The 19,099-nt window shown below is 70.8% G+C and carries 17 protein-coding genes and 1 tRNA gene; 6 read left to right on the top strand and 12 right to left on the bottom strand.

What is annotated here, in order from left to right:
• Positions 1 to 21: 21 nt before the first annotated feature.
• Positions 22 to 95: transfer RNA gene (locus tag MMF93_RS22040), tRNA-Met, on the bottom strand.
• Positions 96 to 143: 48 nt separating this feature from the next.
• Positions 144 to 3,074, bottom strand: a complete 2,931-nt coding sequence (locus MMF93_RS22035; RefSeq protein ID WP_242757703.1) for a UPF0182 family membrane protein — start codon at positions 3,072 to 3,074, stop codon at positions 144 to 146.
• A 163-nt stretch (positions 3,075 to 3,237) separates the two neighbouring features.
• On the opposite strand from MMF93_RS22035, the gene MMF93_RS22030 reads away from it, so the two are divergent.
• Positions 3,238 to 3,804, top strand: coding sequence for a PPA1309 family protein (locus MMF93_RS22030; protein ID WP_242754163.1), 567 nt, complete (start codon positions 3,238 to 3,240; stop codon positions 3,802 to 3,804).
• 159 nt (positions 3,805 to 3,963) lie between these two features.
• On the opposite strand, the gene MMF93_RS22025 is transcribed toward MMF93_RS22030, so the two are convergent.
• From MMF93_RS22025 to MMF93_RS22010, 4 genes are all read right to left on the bottom strand, one after another.
• The gene (locus MMF93_RS22025; RefSeq protein WP_242754161.1) at positions 3,964 to 5,079 is read right to left on the bottom strand and encodes a YlbL family protein; all 1,116 of its coding nucleotides are present in this window, start codon (positions 5,077 to 5,079) and stop codon (positions 3,964 to 3,966) included.
• 25 nt (positions 5,080 to 5,104) lie between these two features.
• Complete coding sequence (locus tag MMF93_RS22020; protein WP_242754159.1) at positions 5,105 to 5,455, bottom strand: hypothetical protein; 351 nt, start codon at positions 5,453 to 5,455, stop codon at positions 5,105 to 5,107.
• A 210-nt stretch (positions 5,456 to 5,665) separates the two neighbouring features.
• Positions 5,666 to 6,169: a molybdenum cofactor biosynthesis protein MoaE gene (locus MMF93_RS22015; protein WP_423835493.1), complete on the bottom strand. Its 504-nt coding sequence runs from the start codon at positions 6,167 to 6,169 to the stop codon at positions 5,666 to 5,668.
• Positions 6,170 to 6,430: 261 nt separating this feature from the next.
• Positions 6,431 to 7,531: an SDR family oxidoreductase gene (locus tag MMF93_RS22010; RefSeq protein ID WP_242754155.1), complete on the bottom strand. Its 1,101-nt coding sequence runs from the start codon at positions 7,529 to 7,531 to the stop codon at positions 6,431 to 6,433.
• A 175-nt stretch (positions 7,532 to 7,706) separates the two neighbouring features.
• On the opposite strand from MMF93_RS22010, the gene MMF93_RS22005 reads away from it, so the two are divergent.
• Entirely contained in the window at positions 7,707 to 9,326 is a 1,620-nt protein-coding gene (locus MMF93_RS22005) for a zinc-dependent metalloprotease (RefSeq protein ID WP_242754154.1), read from the top strand.
• On the top strand, positions 9,323 to 9,901 hold the full coding sequence (locus MMF93_RS22000; protein ID WP_423835492.1) for an NUDIX hydrolase: 579 nt from the start codon (positions 9,323 to 9,325) through the stop codon (positions 9,899 to 9,901). Before MMF93_RS22005 ends, MMF93_RS22000 begins: the two co-directional genes overlap by 4 nt.
• Before the next feature lie 81 nt (positions 9,902 to 9,982).
• On the opposite strand, the gene MMF93_RS21995 is transcribed toward MMF93_RS22000, so the two are convergent.
• The gene (locus MMF93_RS21995) at positions 9,983 to 10,558 is read right to left on the bottom strand and encodes a M48 metallopeptidase family protein (protein WP_242754153.1); all 576 of its coding nucleotides are present in this window, start codon (positions 10,556 to 10,558) and stop codon (positions 9,983 to 9,985) included.
• Positions 10,559 to 10,829: 271 nt separating this feature from the next.
• Between MMF93_RS21995 and MMF93_RS21990 the strand changes: the two genes are divergently transcribed.
• A complete protein-coding gene (locus MMF93_RS21990; protein ID WP_423835491.1) occupies positions 10,830 to 11,921 on the top strand; it encodes a ThiF family adenylyltransferase in 1,092 nt (363 codons plus the stop codon).
• A gap of 53 nt (positions 11,922 to 11,974) precedes the next feature.
• The gene (locus MMF93_RS21985; protein WP_242754151.1) at positions 11,975 to 13,528 is read left to right on the top strand and encodes an ABC1 kinase family protein; all 1,554 of its coding nucleotides are present in this window, start codon (positions 11,975 to 11,977) and stop codon (positions 13,526 to 13,528) included.
• Positions 13,529 to 13,775: 247 nt separating this feature from the next.
• Here MMF93_RS21985 and MMF93_RS21980 read toward each other — a convergent pair whose 3' ends face one another.
• From MMF93_RS21980 to MMF93_RS21965, 4 genes are all read right to left on the bottom strand, one after another.
• Entirely contained in the window at positions 13,776 to 14,135 is a 360-nt protein-coding gene (locus tag MMF93_RS21980) for a hypothetical protein (protein WP_242754150.1), read from the bottom strand.
• Complete coding sequence (locus MMF93_RS21975) at positions 14,132 to 14,500, bottom strand: WhiB family transcriptional regulator (protein WP_274709491.1); 369 nt, start codon at positions 14,498 to 14,500, stop codon at positions 14,132 to 14,134. The genes MMF93_RS21980 and MMF93_RS21975 overlap by 4 nt, the downstream gene beginning before the upstream one ends.
• 132 nt (positions 14,501 to 14,632) lie before the next feature.
• Positions 14,633 to 14,908, bottom strand: coding sequence for a hypothetical protein (locus tag MMF93_RS21970; protein ID WP_242754149.1), 276 nt, complete (start codon positions 14,906 to 14,908; stop codon positions 14,633 to 14,635).
• A 301-nt stretch (positions 14,909 to 15,209) separates the two neighbouring features.
• A complete protein-coding gene (locus tag MMF93_RS21965; protein ID WP_242754148.1) occupies positions 15,210 to 17,408 on the bottom strand; it encodes an ATP-dependent DNA helicase UvrD2 in 2,199 nt (732 codons plus the stop codon).
• A 154-nt stretch (positions 17,409 to 17,562) separates the two neighbouring features.
• On the opposite strand from MMF93_RS21965, the gene MMF93_RS21960 reads away from it, so the two are divergent.
• Complete coding sequence (locus MMF93_RS21960; protein ID WP_114014418.1) at positions 17,563 to 17,805, top strand: mycoredoxin; 243 nt, start codon at positions 17,563 to 17,565, stop codon at positions 17,803 to 17,805.
• Between the two features lie 201 nt (positions 17,806 to 18,006).
• Here MMF93_RS21960 and nudC read toward each other — a convergent pair whose 3' ends face one another.
• Entirely contained in the window at positions 18,007 to 18,918 is a 912-nt protein-coding gene (nudC, locus tag MMF93_RS21955; RefSeq protein ID WP_242757700.1) for an NAD(+) diphosphatase, read from the bottom strand.
• Positions 18,919 to 19,099: the final 181 nt, after the last annotated feature.

Below are 19,099 nucleotides of genomic sequence, written 5' to 3'. Positions count from 1 at the left end.
CTCCGGGCCTTTTCTTCCAAGTAGCGGGGACAGGATTTGAACCTGCGACCTCTGGGTTATGAGCCCAGCGAGCTACCGAGCTGCTCCACCCCGCGCCGTTGTGTTCATAACTCTACACCATGGCGCGGGGTGGTCTCACCCGGCTATCCGCCGCCGGAGCCCGAACCCGAGTCCCCGCCCGAACCCGAGCCGGAGCCGTTCTTGCCGCCGCCGGACTGCTCGGCCTCGGAGGCGTCCTTCAACGCCTCCTCCAGCGCCTTCTGCTGCTTGCCGTACTCCTCCCAGTCGCCCTTCTCCAGGGCCTTCTGACCGGCGTCGTACGCGCTCTGAGCGTCCTCGAGCGCCTCGTCCACGGAGGCGTTCGGCGGATTCTCGCCCTTCTCCTTCTCCTTCTCCTGGTCACCGGGGCCGGTCCGCTCCCCGCCCTCGTCTCTGTCAGGCGTGTTGAAGACCTTGTTCAGCGCCTGGTCGAGACTGTCCTCGAAGGCGACCCGCTCCCCGTAGGTGACCAGAACCTTCTGCATACGGGGGTAGTTGACGCCGGCACCGCGGACGTAGACGGGCTCCACGTACAGCAGTCCGCCCTCCAGGGGCACGGTCATCAGATTGCCGTACTCGACCTCGGAGTCGCCTCGTCTGATGCGGTTGATGATCTCGGCGATCTCAGGTTCGGAGTTGAACTTGCTCTGCACCTGCGAAGGCCCTGCGACCGTCGTGTTCGGCGGAAGTCTCAGCAGTCTGATCTTGCCGTACTCATCGCTGCGCGCGTCGGCGTCCACCGCCATGAACGCGCCGAGCGTCTCCCGCTTGTTCGGGTTGAACGTCGTCGTCAGCTGGAACTGCTGGTCCTTTTGACCCGGCATCTTCAAGCTCAGGTAGTACGGCGGAACCGCGTTGCCCTTGTGCGTGGGGTCGTCCGGCACCTGCCAGCGCTCCGAGCCGCTGTAGAACTGCGACGGCGACGTCACGTGGTAGGTCTGCAGCAGTTCACGCTGCACCTTGAACAGGTCCTGCGGATAGCGCAGGTGATCCATCAGGTCGTCGCTGATGGACGCCTTGGACTCGACCGTGCCGGGGAAGGCCTTCATCCACGTCTTGAGGACCGGGTCCTTCTTGTCCCACTCGTACAGCTTCACCTTGCCGGAGTAGGCGTCCACGGTCGCCTTGACGGAGTTGCGGATGTAGTTCACCCGGTTCTGCTGGGCGACCACCGAACGCTGCCCGTCGGTGAGCGAGTCCTCCGTCGTGTCCCCCAGCGTCGTACGCGACGAGTAGGGGTAGCCGTTGGAGGTCGTGTAGGCGTCGACGATCCACTGGATACGGCCGTCGACCACCGAGGGATAGGGATCGCCGTCGATGGTCAGCCAGGGGGCGACCGCCTCGACGCGCTCCTTGGGCGTGCGGTTGTACAGAACCCGTGAGCCCTCACCGATCGCGCCCGAGTAGAGGATCTGCGGCTCGTTGAAGTTCACCGCGTAGGCGGCGCGGTTGACCGGGTTCGACAGGTCGACCCCGCTGTCACCCTTGTAGGTGTAGGTCTTCTCGCCCTTGTTGTCGGCGTAGTCCAGCTCCTTCTGCGGACCACCGACGATCGCGTACTGGCTCGTCTTCTCGCCGTAGTAGATCCGGCCCTCGTACTTGCCCTTGTCGCCCTTGGGCGGCAGGTCCTTCTCCGTGAAGTCCGGCGCGCCGTCCTTGTCCACCGAGGTGCCCTTGGCCGCGACCATGCCGTAGCCGTGGGTGTACTTGAAGTGCTCGTTGATCCAGTTCTTCTCCGGGATCCCCTTGGTGTTGATCTCCCGGACGCCGACGACGGTGTCCTGCTCCTTGCCGTCCTTCTCGTAGCGGTCCACATCCAGGGTCTGCGGGAACTGGTAGTACCCGCGCACCTGCTGCTTCTGCTGGAACGTCGGCGAGACCACGTTCGGGTCCAGCAGGCGGATGCTCGCGGTGCTGTCCGCCGCGTCCCGCAGCTTGTCGTCGTCCGCCTTGCTCTTGCCGTCGTACTGGCGCACCTCGGCGTCGTCGATGTCGTACGCGTCGCGCGTCGCCTCGATGTTCTTCTTGATGTACGGCGCTTCCTTGGCCTGCTCGTTCGGCGAGACCTGGAACTTCTGCACCAGCGCCGGGTAGAGGCCGCCGATCAGGATGGCCGAGAGCACCATCAGCCCGAAACCGATCACCGGCAGCTGCCAGGTGCGGCGCCAGATGGTGGCGAAGAACAGCAGCGCGCAGATGATCGCGATGATGAACAGGATCGTCTTCGCGGGCAGGTAGGCGTTCGCGTCGACGTACTTGAGGCCCGTCCAGTTGTCCGTCGCCTTGAAGTCGCCCGACTTGACGGCCAGCCCGTACCTGTCCAGCCAGTAGGCCACCGCCTTCAGCGCGACGAAGACACCCAGCAGCACCGACAGGTGCCCGGTGGCCTGCGCCGTCGCCCGGGCCCCGGGAGTGGTCACCCGCAGCCCGCCGTAGAGGTAGTGCACCAGCGCGGCCGCGATCAGCGAGAGGATCGCCGCGGCGAAACCGAAGCTGAGCAGGAAGCGGTAGAACGGCAGATCGAACGCGTAGAACGAGACGTCCTTGTGGAACTGCGGATCCTTCGTCCCGAAGGCGACGCCGTTCACCCACATCAGCCACGTACGCCACTGGCCCGCCGCCGAGGCGCCGGAGATCAGCCCGACGAGGGCCGTGATGCCCAGCAGCACCCACTTCTTGTAGGGCGCCAGGCCCATGCGGTAGCGGTCGAGGCTCTGCTGCTCCATCGACATCGCGCTGAGCGGTGGGCGCAGCCGGTGGGCCAACCAGATGTTGAATCCCACAGCGAGCGCCATCAGCAGACCGAAGACGGCGAACATGCCGATCTTCGTCCACAGGGTCTTGGTGAAGACCGAGCTGTAGTCGACCGAGCGATACCACAGCCAGTCCGTCCAGAACCCGGAGAACATGACGAAAAGCATCGCCAGAACGACCAGCACGCCCGCTGTCATCAACAGCGTCCGGGCACGCCGTGATGGCCGGCCCACTCTGATCCGTGGCCCGGAGGGACCCCCACCGGAGCCCCGGTCCGGCATCTGGAAAGCCAAGGTGCGCACCTCGAAGTTCGGCAGTGTGTGAAGCTTCAGAAGCTGGGCCCGCATCGTACGGCCCACCTAAGCAACTTACCGAGGCTTTACCCAGTTCCCGTCTCCGGGGTCCAAGTCAACCTTTCCTTCCCGGAGGCGGCACGATATGGGGATGAACAACCTCCCCCACGAGGGCACGCCCCTCGCCTCCCGCCCCCTGACCCGCGCGGTGCTGGAGCTCGACGAGTACGCGGCAGGGCTCGGCTGGGACCAGCCCGCACGGCTCTTCGCCCTGGTCGACACGGAACGCCTGCGCACCGAGGAACCCGGGCTGGCCCAGCAGCTCGGCATGGACGAACAGGACAAGGACGCGCCGGCCGACGCGCTGACCCCCATCGAACAGGACGAGATCCCCGCTGACGTGCCGCTGGACGAGTTCCTGGCCACCATCGCCTGGCCCGACGCCGTCGCCGGGTGCGCGCTCACGGTCGAGCGGCTGATGCTGCCGCCGTCCGCGGAGTCCGCCGTCCCCGAGGACCTGGACGACGAGGCGCTCACCCGCTGGGTCGCCGAGCACCCCGAGCGTCAGGAGGTGCGGATGACGGTGGCCGTGCTGCGCGACGGCGAGCGGGAATCGGCGCTGCGGCTGCGCGAGAAGGACGCCACCACGGAGGTGCTCACCGGCTCCGGCCTGGTGCCCGGGCTCGCGGAAGCGCTGGCGGCGACGTTCGAGGAGTGACCGCGCCGAGGGACCTGTCCCCAGGGGGCTGCCCGTGGTGACCCGGCCCGAGAGACCTGTCCCGAGAGACCTGTCCCGAGAGACCTGTCCCGAGGGAGGAGCACCCCTGGGGGAACAAGCTCCCCGGTGCTCAGTCGGCCGTGACCGGGCGAAGCTGACCTAGTGCGCCGCGCACTGGGTGAGCTCGTCCGTCTCACCCTTGCGGATCTTCTGCAGAGAGCTGAGGGCGTCGTCCATGGTCGACGTCTTCACCAGGGTCAGCCCGTCCGGCCTGGCCTTGGCGGCGGTGGCGCAGTTGCCCGCTGGGGTGAGGAAGAACCGGGCGCCCTTCTTGCGGGCGGCCAGCGTCTTCATCTGGATCCCGCCGATCTCGCCGACCTTCCCGGAGTCGTCGATCGTGCCGGTGCCGGCCACGAACTTCCCCCCGGTGAGGTCGGTGGGCGTGAGCTTGTCGACGATGCCCAGGCCGAACATCAGCCCCGCGCTGGGGCCGCCGATGTCGGCGAGCTTGATGTCGATCTCGAACGGGAAGCTGTGCGACAGCATGGTGGTGATACCGACCCGGGCGCTGCTTGCGCCCTTCGTCTTGCCGGTACGCACCGTGACCTTCTCCGCGTCCTTCGACGACGGCTTCTTGCCCTTCTTCTGGGCGGCCTTCACCTTGGCAGCCGGAATCACGGTGAAGGAGACGTTCTCCCGGGGCTCGTGCCCGCGCACCACGATCCCGACCTGCTCCGGCTCGGAGACCGGCTTGCCGTCGACCGCCGTGATGACGTCCCCCGCGTGCAGCCGCTTGTGGGCGGGGGCGCCCTTCTCGACGGAGCCGACGGCGACATAGGAGCTGACCGGGATGTCGAGCTCCTTGAGGGCCGCGACCTTGGCGCTCTCCTGGGACGCGGTGAACTCCTCGGCGTTCTGCTGATCGACCTCCTCGGCCGACTTGTCCTCCGGATAGAGCGTCTTGTGCGGTACGACCAGGCTGTCGTCGCTCAGCCACCCTGAGAGGGCGCCCAGCAGCGTCATGCGGTACTCGGAGCCGGTGACACGGACGGTCGTCATGTTCAGATGGCCGGAGGTGTCGTACTGCTTCGGCTCGCCCTTGTCACCGGGCTTGTCCTTGATGTTGAGCACGGGATCGCCGTCGTGCTCACCCAGCGTGTTCACCGTCGGGCCGGGGGACATCTCCGCGTACGGCACCTGGATGAGCACTCCGGCGCAGAGCATCGCTATGAGCAGCAGCGTGGAGGCGAGCAGGGTCGCGGTGCGGCGAGGCATGGCACGACAGTACGGGACGGGTCTGTCACCCGGCGCCCCGGGCCGGTCCGTCCGGGGACGCGTGGCCGACCGCCCCCGCGGAGGCCAACTCGGCCGCCGCCGGGCCCCGCGAGGCCCGCTCCCCGGCCTGTGATCCAGCGCCGCCGCGCCCGTGGTGCGCGTCCTCGGCTCCACAGACCTGCCCGTCCCGGCTCTCAGGCCGCCAGCAGGGGGCACCGTCCGTTCCGGACCGCTCCATGGCGGCGCGGAAGCGCTCGTACCCGGCGACTCCCACGGCGTCGGGTGTCTTGGCGCGGCGCCGTCCGGCCCAGCTTCCCCACAGGCTGGCGGCGACAGCGGCGACGACCGGAATCAGCAACCAGGCGAGAGCCGCCATCGAAACCTCCCGACCCCTCGTTACGCGCCTTCCGGGCACGCGACCCGGCGACCGGCAGACCGGCCGATGAGCAGATTAACCGTCGGTTCCTCAACGGTCCGGCCCCGGGACCGGTTACGCAACCGGAGCCGCCTGCGGGCCATCGGAGCGCCCGGGTCCACCGAACGGACCCGGCAAGGCACCCGACGGGGGGAGAGGTGCCGCAGGGGGTCAGGCGCCGACCCACTCCTCCGTGCCGTCGGAGAACGTCTGGTGCTTCCAGATCGGCACCTCGTGCTTGAGATCGTCGATGAGCTTCCGGCAGGCGTCGAACGCCTCGGCGCGGTGCGGACAGGAGACCGCCACTACCACGGCCAGGTCCCCCACCACCAGGTCGCCGACCCGGTGCACGGCTGCCAGGGCGCGCACCGGGTGGTCGGCCACGACCTTCTCGGCGACACGGCGCAGCTCGGCCTCGGCGCTGGGGTGCGAGGAGTAGCCCAGACGGGCGACGTCGCTCCCGCCGTCGTGGTCGCGGACGGTGCCGACGAAGAGCGCCGTCCCGCCCGCCGCGTGGTCGCCGACCGCGGCGAAGACCTCGTCCACGGACAGTGGTGTCTCGCGGACCCCCAGCAGCCGGATGGGGTCCTCAGCGCCCTGCTCGCCGGGGTGGTCTGGGTACTTCCCCCGGTCGCCGCTGCCGGCCGCGTCGTACGTCTGTGCCATGCCGGTCATGCTGCCCTACCCGCCGTCGATCCGGAACACCCGACCTGCCGCGCGCGGTGCTCCGTTCGGCGGCCGCCGTCGCGCACGGAGCGCCGCGCCGACGCGAGGGACGTCCCGACGGGCCGACGGGCCGACGGGCCGACGGGCACACAACGAGCACAGCCCGCGGCACCCGCCGGTGGTACGTACGGAAGCGCGCAGGCCACGGCGCCCGCCCGTGAGACGCACGGAAGCACACCTGGCGGCGAGGTGGACGTACCGCCGCTCCGCTCACAGCCCACGGCGCTTGCGCGCCCTCCGGACCAGGGCCGCCGTGCCGATCAGGGCCACCGTGGCGCCGGCCGCGCCGGCCGCCGTCGCCGCCTCCGTGCGGCCGAGGCGCCGTCCCGCCACCGTGTGCCTGCCCGCCACCTCCTCCAGGAGCTCGGCGAGCACGTCCTCGTTCGTCCACCGGGGCCGCCAGCCCGCGTCGTGGAGCCTGCTGCCGCTGACGACCCAGGGATACATGGTGTAGGCGAGGTCTGCCGCCGGGGAGGGGGTCAGGCCGAGCCGGTGCAGCCGGGACGCGGCCCCCAGGGCGACGCTGGAAGGCAGCTCCATGCGGCGCATGCCCGTCAGCTGCTCGATCTCCTCCTGCTCCAGCCAGCCGTCACAGCCGACCGCGACCTCACCCTCGACCCTCTCCAGCGCCGCGTACTCGAGCGCGGTGACCAGGTCGTCGACGTGGCAGAACTGCCAGCAGGGCCGCGATCCGGCGACCACCAGCAGCCGCGGCGACTCGAAATGCCGGGTCAGCGTGGTGTCCGTACCCGCGCCCACCAGGACCGCAGGGCGCACCACGGTGACGTTCAGCCCCGGGTGGGCACGGGGAGCTCTCTTGGCCAGCCGTTCGATCTCCAGCAGGTCACCCACGCCGGTGGCGTCGGCTGTCGCCCTCAGCTCCGCCTCTTCCGACAGCGGTACGTCGTTGTCCTGGAGCGCTCCGTAGACCATCGCCGAGGTGCACAGGACGACGCGACGGACGCCCGCCGCCGCGGCCGCGGTCAGCACCGTCTGGGTGCCGCGCACGTTGTAGGCGGTACGGGCGGCCGGGTCCGTCTCCAAGTCGAGATCGAGCGCGAGGTGGACGACGACGTCCACCGGGTCTCCGTCCCCGCGCAGCCGGTCGGCGATCGCCGGATCGCGCACGTCCAGCGTGTGCCACTGGGCCTCGCTCACCTCGCCCCGGCGCTCGTCCAGGGCGATAACCTGCTTGATCTCCTCGGAGGCCGCGAGCCGCTCGGTGAGCAGCGCGCCGACCCCCGCGGCAGCGCCGGTGACGGCGACGGTCGGGGTTCGCGCTGCGCGAACGTGGGACTCGGAGGAACTCACCGGGCGTCTCCAGTGGTTGTTTCTGGTACGAGGTGCGCAGGCTCCATCCTGCCTGACTGGTGTCTAGGCTGGGGGCAGAGCTCGCAGATCGCACCCAGGACTTGCGCGACACGCAGACCGTCCCGGAACCACAACACCGTCCGACGAGACAGACGAGACAGAGCCGAGGAAACCCGTGAGTGACACCCCATTCGGATTCGGCGTACCTCCCGAGGAGCCCGAGGACGGGGACGACGGCAAGAAGAAGCCGGAGGGCGGCCAGCAGCCGGGCGGCGGCACGCCCAACCCGTTCGGTTTCGGCGGCGGCCCCGGCTCCGGCGGAGCCGACAACCCGCTCGCTGCGATGTTCGGCTCGCTGGGCGGTGGCCAGCAGGGCCAGTTCGACCCGAGCGACCTGGGAGCGGCCTTCCAGAAGCTGGGCCAGATGCTCTCCTACGAGGGCGGCCCGGTGAACTGGGACATGGCCAAGGACATCGCCCGCCAGACCGTCGCCGCGGGCGCGCAGGACGGCTCGAAGGACTCCTCCGTCGGTCCGCAGGACCGCGCGGCCGTCGAGGAGGCGGTACGCCTGGCCGACCTGTGGCTGGACGGCGTCACCTCGCTGCCGTCCGGCTCCGGATCGGCGGTCGCCTGGAGCCGCGCCGAGTGGGTCGAATCCACCCTCCCGGTGTGGAAGGACCTGGTCGACCCGGTCGCCGAGCGCGTCGGCGCCGCCATGGGCAGCGTGCTGCCCGAGGAGATGCAGGCCATGGCCGGGCCGCTGCTCGGCATGATGCGCTCCATGGGCGGCGCCATGTTCGGCACCCAGATCGGGCAGGCCCTGGGCGTGCTCGCGGGCGAGGTCGTCGGCTCCAGTGACGTCGGCCTGCCTCTGGGCCCGGCGGGCAAGGCCGCCCTGCTGCCGGTCAACATCGAGGCCCTCGGCAAGGGCCTGGGCATCCCGCAGGAGGAGGTGCGGCTCTACCTCGCGCTGCGGGAGGCGGCCCACCAGCGGCTGTTCGCCCACGTGCCGTGGCTGCGCTCGCACCTCTTCGGCGCCGTGGAGGGGTACGCGCGGGGCATCAAGGTGGACACGGCCAAGCTCGAGGACGTCGTCGGCCAGCTCGACCCGCAGCGCCCCGAGGAGCTGCAGGAGGCACTGCAGCAGGGCATGTTCCAGCCCGAGGACAGCCCGGAGCAGAAGGCCGCGCTCGCCCGGCTGGAGACCGCGCTGGCGCTCGTGGAGGGCTGGGTGGACGCGGTCGTGCACGCGGCCGCCGAACCACACCTTCCGTCGGCCTCGGCTCTGCGCGAGACGCTGCGCAGGCGGCGCGCCTCCGGTGGGCCCGCCGAGCAGACGTTCGCCACGCTGATCGGCCTGGAGCTGCGGCCCCGACGGCTGCGCGACGCCTCCCGGCTGTGGGCCTCGCTGGCCGACGCGCGCGGTTCCGAGGGGCGCGACGCCCTGTGGGAGCACCCGGACATGCTGCCCACCGCGGCCGACCTGGACGACCCGGACGCCTTCGTGCACCGCGAGCAGCCGGACTTCTCCGAGCTCGACCGCATCCTCGGCGCCGCGGCCGCGGGGACCGGCACGGAGAGCACCGGCACGGCGGAAGACGGCACCGGCACGGCCGAAGAGGGCACCGGCACGGCCGAAGAGGGCAAGGGCCCGGGCCGTGGCGAGGCGGACGGCAAGGACGAGGGCGACTCCCAGGGCGACTCGGGGCGCGGTTCCGAGGGCGGTTCCGAAGGCCGCTCCGAGGGCGGCTCGGAAAGCGGCCCCGAGGGTGGAGAGGACGAGGGCAAGCGGTGAGCGCGGCGCCTGACGCTCTCCGCGCCGACGCGGAGCAGGTGCTGACCAGGTGGCGCGGTCCTGACGGTGACAGCGAGCAGGAGCAGCTGCGCGAGGACTACCTCCGTCACCTGGCCACGCACCCGGACGGCATGTGGAAGGCGTGCTCCGCCGGGCACCTGACGGCCAGCGCCCTGGTCGTCGAGCCGGACGGCGGCAGGGTGCTGCTGACACTGCACCGCAAGCTGCGCATGTGGCTCCAGATGGGCGGCCACTGCGAACCCGAGGACGCCACGGTGGCCGACGCCGCACTGCGGGAGGCCACGGAGGAGTCCGGAATCACGGGTCTGACGCTGCTGCCCGGCGGCCCCGTCAGACTCGACAGACACCGCACCCCGTGCGCCTGGCACCTGGATGTCCAGTACGCGGCCCTGGCCCCCGCGGGAGCTGTGGAGTCGATCAGCGACGAGTCACTGGAGCTTCGCTGGGTCGGCCTCGACGAGGTCGCCGAGGTGGCGGACGAGTCCGTGGTGCGGCTCGCCCGGCAGACGGCCGCGGCCCTCCGTTCCGCGCACCATCCGAACCCGCACGTGTGAGACGGAGAGCAGCCGGGTGACGGGCCGGCTGCCGGAGCCGAAGTCAGACACCGCCCCTCCCCTGCCGCTGCGGCGGGAGGGTCAGGTGTCGTCCTCTTCCTCGCCCCCGGCGACGGGCAGATGCGGCAGTCGCTCCGCCGCCGCGACACCCTCCAGGTATCCGCGCGCCCGCTCGGTGCGCGGATACGCCTCCAACAGCCGCCAGAAGCGCGGGCCGTGCCCGGGGACGAGCAGATGTGACAGCTCGTGGAGGAGTACGTAGTCGATGACGTACTCGGGCATGCCCTGGAGTCGGTGGGAGAGGCGGATGCTTCCCTCAGCCGGGGTGCACGACCCCCAGCGGGTGTTCTGATTGGTCACCCAGCGCACCGTGGAGGGGCAGGCGTGCCCGTCCAGATACTGCGCGGACAGGTGCGCCGCGCGCCGGGCCAGATCGCCGTCGTCCAGCATCCGCCGGCTCTCCTGCGCCGCGAGTTTGTCGAGCATCACGCCGACCCAGCGTTTCTCCTCGTCGGCCGTCATACGGGCCGGAAGGAGCACGACCGTGCGGTCTCCCTCCCGGTAGGCGGAGACCGTACGGCGACGGCGCGCGCTGCGGCGCACCTCGACCGCGCTCGGGCTGGTACGGCTGGTGCTGTTCAGCGGGTCGACGGGCACGCCTCGACGTTACCCGCTGACGACGGAGGAAGTCAGCGCCCCGTATTTGTACGACTAACACGGATGCCTGTGGATAACTCAACGCACCGATCCGGCGGCCGGCTGCATGCTGTCGGCGTCGGTCAACGAAAGTGATCGACACCGCCGAACGACGACGGGGCCGGGGCTGCCCGCCCGCCTCGCCCCAGCTCGTTCAACCCGTTGACTTTCGTCCCACCCGGCTCTCTTTTTTTCCAATTCGTTCCGACTCCGAGGGGTCAGCATGCATCCGATGATCAAACCCGCACTGCGTCGCGGCTGGCGCGACAGGGAGACGGTGCAGTACGGCGTGGCACCCGCGCACGCCGTACTCCTGGGACCGATGGGCGACGCCACAGCCGCCTTCATGGAGTTGATGGACGGCACCCGCAGCATGGAGCGCCTCCAGCAGGAGGCCCACAGGCTCGGGCTCGCGCCCCAGACCCCCGGCAAGCTGACCGAACGACTCGCCTCGGCGGGGGTGCTGGACGACGCGACAGCCGACCGCGCCGCCTCCGCGAGCGTCACCGACCGGTTACGGCCCGACCTCGCCTCCCTGTCCGTGGTGCACCGCGAGCCCGGCGGTGCGGTCCGCCGTCTCGCTGCCCGCCGCGAGGCCCGGGTCCAGGTACGGGGAGCGGGCCGCGTGGGTGCCGCCGTGGCGGCCACACTGGCGGCGGCCGGAGTGGGACAGGTCGACGTCGTGGACGGCGGAGTGGTCGAGGAGTGGGACACGGCACCGGGCGGGCTCCCGGCGGACCAGGTGGGAACGCGTCGCGATGTGGCAGCACGCGGCGCGGTGCGCGAGTCGCGCGCCTGGAAGAGTACGGCGCGAGGAGGCATCGACCTGGTGGTGATCGCGCCCCGCGACGGGCTGGACGCCTACGCCCCGAGCCCGGAGGTCGCCGAGCGGTTCCTGTCCGCACGGACCCCGCATCTGTACGGCGGAGTGGTGGAGGCCACCGGCGTGGTCGGGCCGCTGGTACTGCCAGGATCCTCGCCGTGCTCGGACTGCATGACGCGCGCCAGGGCCGAGCGGGAGCCGAGCTGGCCGATGCTGGTGGGCCAGTGGCGGACGGCGAGCAGGCGGCGCACGGGGGTCCCCGCCTGCGACACCGCGCTGGCCACGATGGTCGCCGGGGCCACGGCCTCCTACGCCCTCAGCTATCTCGACGGCGACGGCGCGTGCGCGGTGGGATATCGCCTGCGTTTCGCTCTGCCCCACCTGTTGCCGGCCACGGAAGAGTTCGCCGCGCATCCCGAGTGTCCATGCGGTGCCGCTTCCGTGAGCGCCCCACCCGCGGGCTCCGCGAACGGCCACCCGCACGCGACAATGGCGAGGTAGCCATCGTCCTCGGTGCCGTCTCGATCGAGCTGTCAGTGGAGTTGGAGGGGCGCATGACTGATCTTCCCCGCAAGGCGGTGACACGTACGGCCAAACTGGCCGCCCTGCCGTTGGGTTTCGCGGGCCGCTCCGCCTGGGGGCTGGGCAAGCGCCTCGGCGGCCTCTCCGCCGACCTGGTCGGCCAAGAGCTGCAACAGCGCACCGCCGAGCAACTGTTCAAGGTGCTCGGCGAGCTGAAGGGGGGCGCGATGAAGTTCGGCCAAGCGCTCTCGGTCTTCGAGTCCGCGCTCCCCGACGAGCTGGCCGGCCCCTACCGCGCCACGCTGACCCGCCTCCAAGAAGCCGCCCCGCCCATGCCGGCCGCCACGGTGCACACGATCCTGGCGGAGCGGCTGGGAGAACAGTGGCGGGAGCAGTTCGCCGAGTTCGACGACAAACCCGCGGCAGCCGCCTCCATAGGCCAGGTGCACCGCGCCGTCTGGCACGACGGGCGCGACGTCGCGGTGAAGGTGCAGTACCCGGGCGCGGGCGAGGCCCTGGCCTCCGACCTCGCCCAACTCGGACGCTTCGCCCGCCTACTGGGCCCCCTCATCCCCGGCATGGACATCAAACCGCTCATCACCGAGATGCACGAGCGGGTGACCGAGGAGCTGGACTACGGCCTCGAGGCGGAGGCCCAGCACGCCTACGCCCAGGAGTTCGCGGACGATCCGGACGTGCTCATACCCGACGTCGTCCACCAGGGCGAGCAGGTCCTGGTGACCGAGTGGCTGTCGGGCACACCGCTCTCCGAGGTGATATCCGGCGGCAGCCGGGAAGAGCGCGACCGTGCCGGACAACTGCTGAGCCGCTTCCTCTTCTCCGGGACCATGCGTACCGGGCTGCTGCACGCCGACCCGCATCCGGGCAACTTCCGGCTGGTGACCGGTGGCAGCACCGCGCCCGAGGAGTGGCGGCTCGGAGTGATGGACTTCGGCACCGTGGACCGGCTGCCCGAAGGTCTCCCGCCGACCATCGGCACCGTGCTGCGGCTGATACTCGACGGCGACGCCGAGACCGCCTACGAGCTGCTGCGCGAGGAAGGGTTCGTCAAAGAGCGGATCGAACTGGATCCCGAAGCAGTACGGGACTATTTGCTGCCGATCATCGAGCCCGCCAGCGCCCCCGAGTTCACCTTCGACAGGGAGTGGATGCGGGGGCAGGCGGCCCGGATAGCCGACCCGCGCTCACCCGCCCATCAGTTGGGCCGGCAACTCAATCTGCCCCCCTCCTATCTGCTCATCCACCGGGTGACGCTGAGCACCATCGGCGTCCTGTGCCAACTCGGCGCCACGGTGCGGATGCGCGACGACATGGCGACCTGGGTCCCCGGCTTCGCCCCCACCGAGGAGCCACCCCTGCCCACACGCCCCACCGAAACCGCCGAGCACGCGGAGAACGCGGAGAACGCGGAGACCACGGAGACCCCAAAGATCGCCGAGCATGCGGAGACCGCGGAGACCGCGGCTTCCACGGGCGCGGCGAAGGCGCTGGACACCGCGAAGGCGACGGGGACCACCAAGCCCGACGAGCCCGAAGAAGCGGAGCCGTCCGGAGCCACATCGTGAACACCAGCGACGGGTTCCACTCCAGGAACCGGCTGCTCGGAGGCCGCCTCTCGTAGGGCCGAGCCGCCGCACAGCCACGCCGGTCACGCGCACGCACTCACCGCGCAGACGCACCCCTCGCACGGGTGCGCCCACCGCACAGGCAAGCTCATCGCACAGGTGCACCCCTCTCGCGTGCGGCGTGCCCGAAACGGCGAAGAGCCGGGGCGAAAGCCCCGGCTCTTCCCATGAAGGGGTCGGCGCGTGGTCACTGCATGACGGCCATGGCCAGCGCACGCCGCGCCTTGAGGGTGGCCCGTTCGGCCCGGCGCTGGAGGCGGCGGGCGGTCCGCAGCCGGAGCGCCCGCCGCTCCGAATCCGCCTCCCTCAGCCTGTCGTGTATGTGCACCCTCGCCAGGCTTTCTGGCATGAGTTGCATGTCGCGGTTCCTGTTCTGACGGACGAGCGTCGCATCGGAGTGGGAGTGGGCGGTGATCTCGCGGGTGGATGTCATCGTCGGATCCTGCTTCGTGAGGTGGCGCATACGGGGGTCCAGCGCCGACGGGTTGTCGATCGTTCCGGCAGCCGCCGTGCGGCGGGCGGCCGAGCCGTGGCGGTGGGAGCTCATGCCGTCACCGGGTTCTTACGCGGACGCCCCCGCGGCCGCTTGCGCGGAACGACAACGCCCTGGACGAACAGCTCGCCGCCCCAGACACCCCAGGGCTCGCGGCGGTCCTTGGCGCCGGCGAGGCAGGCCTCGCGCAGCGGGCAGGTCTGGCAGAGGGACTTCGCGTACTCGACGTCGGCCGGCGACTCGGCGAAGAAGACCTCCGGGTCGTAGGCGCGGCAGGGCACGTCGACGCCGAGACGGTCGATCGCGTCGTCGAGCTCGGTGAGGGTGAACAGCGGGGCGTTCAAGGAGTCCTCCGTGGTGGCATCAGGCGGCAGAGAAGGCGCGGGGCGCAACGGGTTGGGGTGCGTCTCGGTGTGCACTGTCGGTTCTTCCTGTCTGTCGTGTGTCTGTTGTCGGTCGGTCCGGCTGGTGGCCGGTCGGGGCAAACAGAAGGGCCGCGGATCCCGGTGTGGGTTCCGCGGCCCTGGAAGGTGCCGACCTGATCTCGCCGATCAGGCTGGATCTCTCCAGGGATCGAGCCCACGGAAGGCCCACATCGTGTAGCGCTGCGTCTTCTGGCGTCCCTCGCCGGCACCGTCGGCCACGAAGCCACTGGCAAAGGACACTGCTGCCCGTGCCTGTGCTGCTGCCTCGGGTGCCTGGGTCGGTCGCTCATTGCCGCCCAGCGCGACACCGGACACACCGGTGCCGTGGAGGCGGGAGCCGAGCAGGCAGGCGCGAACGACCGAGTGATCAGTCAGTTTGATCTGCGTCTTCGTCGTGGCCACTGGTCTCGCCTCCTCTCGGCGTCTCGGGGACCGGCCGCGAGGCCGATCCGTAGATGTTCAGGACTGAGTACAGCATGGAAGGGACGAGACGAAAAGGCCCGCCCTCTCCATGTCCGGAAGGCTATGAGGCTCCGCACGGCGGGCGCAAACTATTTTTCGCGGCTTTCTGTCACAGCTTCTGTGACAGAGAAACAGGCCCACTGCGCGGGGGCTCCTCGGCCCGTTCAGCTTCGCTTGGCCTTCTCCCTCTCCCCCTCCCCCTTGCCCACCCGCCACCGCCGCCTCCTTGCGTGACAGCTGCCTACGTCTCCTTCTCCTCCGTTGTCGGGAGCTCCTCGCCCGCGCACAGGGCCAGGACGTCGGCGCCGTACTGCTGGAGCTTGCGCGCGCGGACGCCGGAGATCCGGGCGAGGGCCGCCTCGTCGCCGGGGACGGTCTCGGCGATGGCCAGCAACGTCTTGTCGGTGAAGACGCAGTAGTCGGGCTGGCCCAGCAGCGCGGCCTGGTCAGCACGCCACTGGTGCAGGCGTTCGTAGAGCACCTCGTCGAGCTCCGAGGGGCAGTCCTCGCAGCGCATCAGCTTCACCTCGCCCGGGTCGGTGAGGGAGCGTCCGCACACCCGGCACCGCGCCGGAGCACGGCGCACCCGCGAGCGCGCGCCGGGGACCCGGTACGGGCCGGAGCCGCCCTCCACGCTGCCGGTCGCGGTGCCCGGGCGTGGGGCCGCTCCCGCTCCGCCGCGGCGGAGCCCCTTCAAAAAGCGGCTCGGCTGTCTGCCGGGCCGGCCGCCCGGGGAGCGGGCCAGGGCCCAGGAGAGGGTGAGGATGCGGCGGGCGCGGGTGATCCCGACGTAGAGCAGGCGGCGTTCCTCTTCTATCTGCTCGTCGGTCTTGGCGTAGGTGAGGGGGAGCATGCCGTCGGTGAGGCCGACGAGGAAGACCGCGTCCCACTCCAGGCCCTTGGCCGCATGGAGGGAGGCGAGGGTGACGCCCTCGACCGTGGGGGCGTGCTGGGCCCTGGCCCGTTCGTCCAGCTCGGTGACGAGGTCGGAGAGCGTCGCCTGCGGGCGGGCGGCGGCGAAATCCGTCGCCAGGCGCACCAGGGCCGCCAGCGACTCCCAGCGGTCCCGCACGGCGCCGGAGCCTGCCGGGGCCTGCGGCGACCAGCCCTTGGTACCGAGGACGGCGCGCACCTGGGAGGGGAGGTCGACCGCGTCGTCCAGCAGTGCGTCGTTCCCGCCCGCGCGGGCGGCACCGCGCAGCACCACGAAGGCTTCGCGGACCTCGGGGCGCTCGAAGAAGCGTTCGGCGCCGCGCAGCTGGCAGGGGACCCCGACGTCGGCGAGGGCCTGCTCGTAGACCTCGGACTGGGCGTTGATGCGGTAGAGGACGGCGATCTCGCTGGCCGGTACGCCCGAGGCGATCAGGTCGCGGATGCGGCGGGCGGTGCCCTCGGCCTCGCCGGGCTCGTCGGCGTACTCGGCGTGGACCGGTTCTGGGCCCGCCTCGCGCTGGGAGACGAGTTCGAGACGGTGTTCGGCCGCCCGCCCTGAGGCCTGGGTCAGCAAGCCGTTGGCGAGGTGCACCACCTGGGGGGTGGAGCGGTAGTCGCGGACGAGCTTGACCACGGTGGCGTTCGGACGGCGGGTGCGGAAGTCGAGCAGGTGGTCGGCGGTGGCGCCGGTGAAGGAGTAGATCGTCTGGCTGGCATCACCGACGACACACAGACTCTCCCGCTCGCCGACCCACAGCTCCAAGAGGCGCTGCTGGAGGGGGCTGACGTCCTGGTACTCGTCGACCACGAAGTGCTGGTACTGCCCGCGGACGGTTTCGGCGATGTCCGCACGGTCTTCGAGTACGGCGACGGTCAGCAGCAGGACGTCCTCGAAGTCGATCACGGAGCGCTCGCGCTTGAGCTGTTCGTACAGGGCGTAGATGCGGCCGGTCTCGGCAGGGTCGCGGGGGGCCTGGCGGCCTGCCTTGGCGGCGGCGGCCGGATAGTCCTCGGGGACGGTCTGGGTGACCTTGGACCACTCGATCTCGCTGGTGACATCCCGCAGCTCGTTGCGGTCGAGCCGCAGGCGGCAGCGGGTGGCGGCCTCGGCGACGAGGGCGGCCTTCCGTTCGAGAAGCTGCGGCAGCTCGCCGCCCACCGCGCGGGGCCAGAAGAACTGCAGCTGGCGCAGCGCCGCGGAGTGGAAGGTGCGGGCCTGCACGCCGTGGGCGCCCAGAGTGCGCAGCCGTCCGCGCATCTCTCCGGCGGCGCGCTGGGTGAAGGTGACGGCCAGGACGCTCGCGGGGGGCAGGATGCCGGCGCGCACGCCGTAGGCGATGCGGTGGGTGATGGCGCGGGTCTTGCCCGTGCCCGCACCGGCCAGCACGCACACCGGACCGTGCAGGGCGGTCGCCACCTCGCGCTGCTCGGGGTCGAGGTCCTCGAGCACCGCGTCGGGAGAGTCGGGTGCCTGCGGGAAGAGCGGGGAGTCCGTTGCTGCTGTCACCCCGCCATGCTGCCAGGGCCCGGGGTGGGGAGGGGGCGGCTGTCCACAGGGTGGGGGTGTTAGTCGTACGAATGGGGTTCGGGGGTCCGGGGAATGGCCGGGTACCGTCGCGCGTTCACCCAAGGCACCGAACGAGACGAAGGAGCACTGGACAATGGCGGGCACTGTGACGATGTACAGCACCACCTGGTGCGGCTACTGCCGCCGGCTGAAGGGCCAGATGGAGCGCGAGGGGATCGCGTACACGGAGGTCAACATCGAGCAGGACCCGGAGTCGGCGGCCTTCGTGGAAAAGGCGAACGGCGGCAACCAGACCGTTCCCACTGTGCTGTTCCCTGACGGTTCGACGCTGACCAACCCGTCGCTGGCGCAGGTGAAGGAGAAGGTCGGGGCCTGAGTCCCGGTTCTTCACGGCCCCGGGACGTTTCGGGTCCCGGTTCTTCACGGCCGCGGGACGTTCCGAGTCCCGGTTCTTCGCGGCCTGGTGGGACGGTTGGAGTCCCGATCTTCGCGGCCCCGCAGGGCGGCCGGTCCGGCAGGACCGAGGCCGCCCGGCGGGGCCGTCGCGATACCGGGAGGGTGGGGCGGGGCGTCGCCTTCAGCTGTGGTGGCGGGGCTGCGGCAGGGGCTGGCCGTACCAGCGTTCGACCAGGCGGGCCGCGATGGAGATGCCCGAGGGGGGAAGCACCTCGCCGGACTCGATGGCGGCCCGCAGGTCGTCGCGGGAGAACCAGCGCGCCTCTTCGATCTCGTCGCCGTCCACCTGGATGTCGGCGCGGGTGGCGCGCGCCATGAAGCCGAGCATCAGGCTGGAGGGGAAGGGCCAGGGCTGGCTTCCGACGTAGGCGACGGGGCCGACGTCCACGCCCGCCTCCTCGGCGACCTCCCGGCGTACGGCGGCTTCGAGGGACTCCCCCGGTTCGACGAAGCCCGCCAGGGTGGAGAACCTGCCTTCCGGCCAGTGGACCTGGCGGCCCAGCAGGGCGCGGTCCTGCTCATCGGTGACGAGCATGATCACGGCCGGGTCGGTGCGCGGATAGTGTTCGGCACCGCAGGCGGAGCAGCGGCGGATGTGTCCTGCGGCGGCGATGCCGGTGCGCTCGCCGCAGCGGGAGCAGAAGCGGTGGGTGCGCTGCCAGTTCTCCAGGCCGACGGCGTGGGTCAGCAGTTCGCTGTCGCGGTCGGAGAGCAGCACGCCCGCCTCGCGGAGGCCGGCGGGCCGCGCGATGTCGTCCATGCGTCCGGGCAGGGTGTCCTTCTGGAGCGCGAAGTAGCGCACCCCGTCCTCGTCCGTGCCCAGGAAGTAGCGGTGGGCCTCGGTGAAGGGCGCGTCGAAGGAGGGCATCGTGACGAGTTCCGTGGTGCCGTCCTCCTTGTCCTCGATCAGGGCCTGACCGCCGGAGACCACGAAAACGCGGGTGGTGGGGTGGCTCCAGGCCGCTGCGAGCCAGGCCTCGTCCAGGCGGTGGTGGGAGGCGCGGTCGATGCCGCCGGTGGCGGTGAGGCTGATCGGCCGCTGGGCGTCGGGCGCGGCGGGCCCCGAGCCAGTGGCGTGGTCCGCGGGGCGTGCGGTGGCATCGCCGGTGGAGCCTTCGGGGCGGTCCGGGCGGTCGATCGAGGTCGAGGTGGTCACTGTGTGTTTCCTACTCCCCCAGGTGTCGGGGCCTCCCTGCCCGGTGGCGGGTCAGGGG

The organism is Streptomyces tubbatahanensis (assembly GCF_022699385.1).
GTDB classification, from domain to species: domain Bacteria; phylum Actinomycetota; class Actinomycetes; order Streptomycetales; family Streptomycetaceae; genus Streptomyces; species Streptomyces diacarni.
Note: the sequence above shows the minus strand (reverse complement) of the source record. Positions and strands in the feature narration are given on the sequence as shown.

Bases quoted from the DNA above. Each gene is read 5' to 3' on its own strand.
- MMF93_RS21980 (WP_242754150.1), bottom strand. From the start codon at position 14,135: ATGAGCTCCCACCGCCACGGCTCGGCCGCCCGCCGCACGGCGGCTGCC.
- MMF93_RS22035 (WP_242757703.1), bottom strand. From the start codon at position 3,074: ATGCCGGACCGGGGCTCCGGTGGGGGTCCCTCCGGGCCACGGATCAGA.
- MMF93_RS22020 (WP_242754159.1), bottom strand. From the start codon at position 5,455: ATGGCGGCTCTCGCCTGGTTGCTGATTCCGGTCGTCGCCGCTGTCGCC.
- MMF93_RS22015 (WP_423835493.1), bottom strand. From the start codon at position 6,169: ATGACCGGCATGGCACAGACGTACGACGCGGCCGGCAGCGGCGACCGG.
- MMF93_RS21960 (WP_114014418.1), top strand. From the start codon at position 17,563: ATGGCGGGCACTGTGACGATGTACAGCACCACCTGGTGCGGCTACTGC.
- MMF93_RS21985 (WP_242754151.1), top strand. From the start codon at position 11,975: ATGACTGATCTTCCCCGCAAGGCGGTGACACGTACGGCCAAACTGGCC.
- MMF93_RS22025 (WP_242754161.1), bottom strand. From the start codon at position 5,079: ATGCCTCGCCGCACCGCGACCCTGCTCGCCTCCACGCTGCTGCTCATA.
- MMF93_RS22030 (WP_242754163.1), top strand. From the start codon at position 3,238: ATGAACAACCTCCCCCACGAGGGCACGCCCCTCGCCTCCCGCCCCCTG.
- MMF93_RS21990 (WP_423835491.1), top strand. From the start codon at position 10,830: ATGATCAAACCCGCACTGCGTCGCGGCTGGCGCGACAGGGAGACGGTG.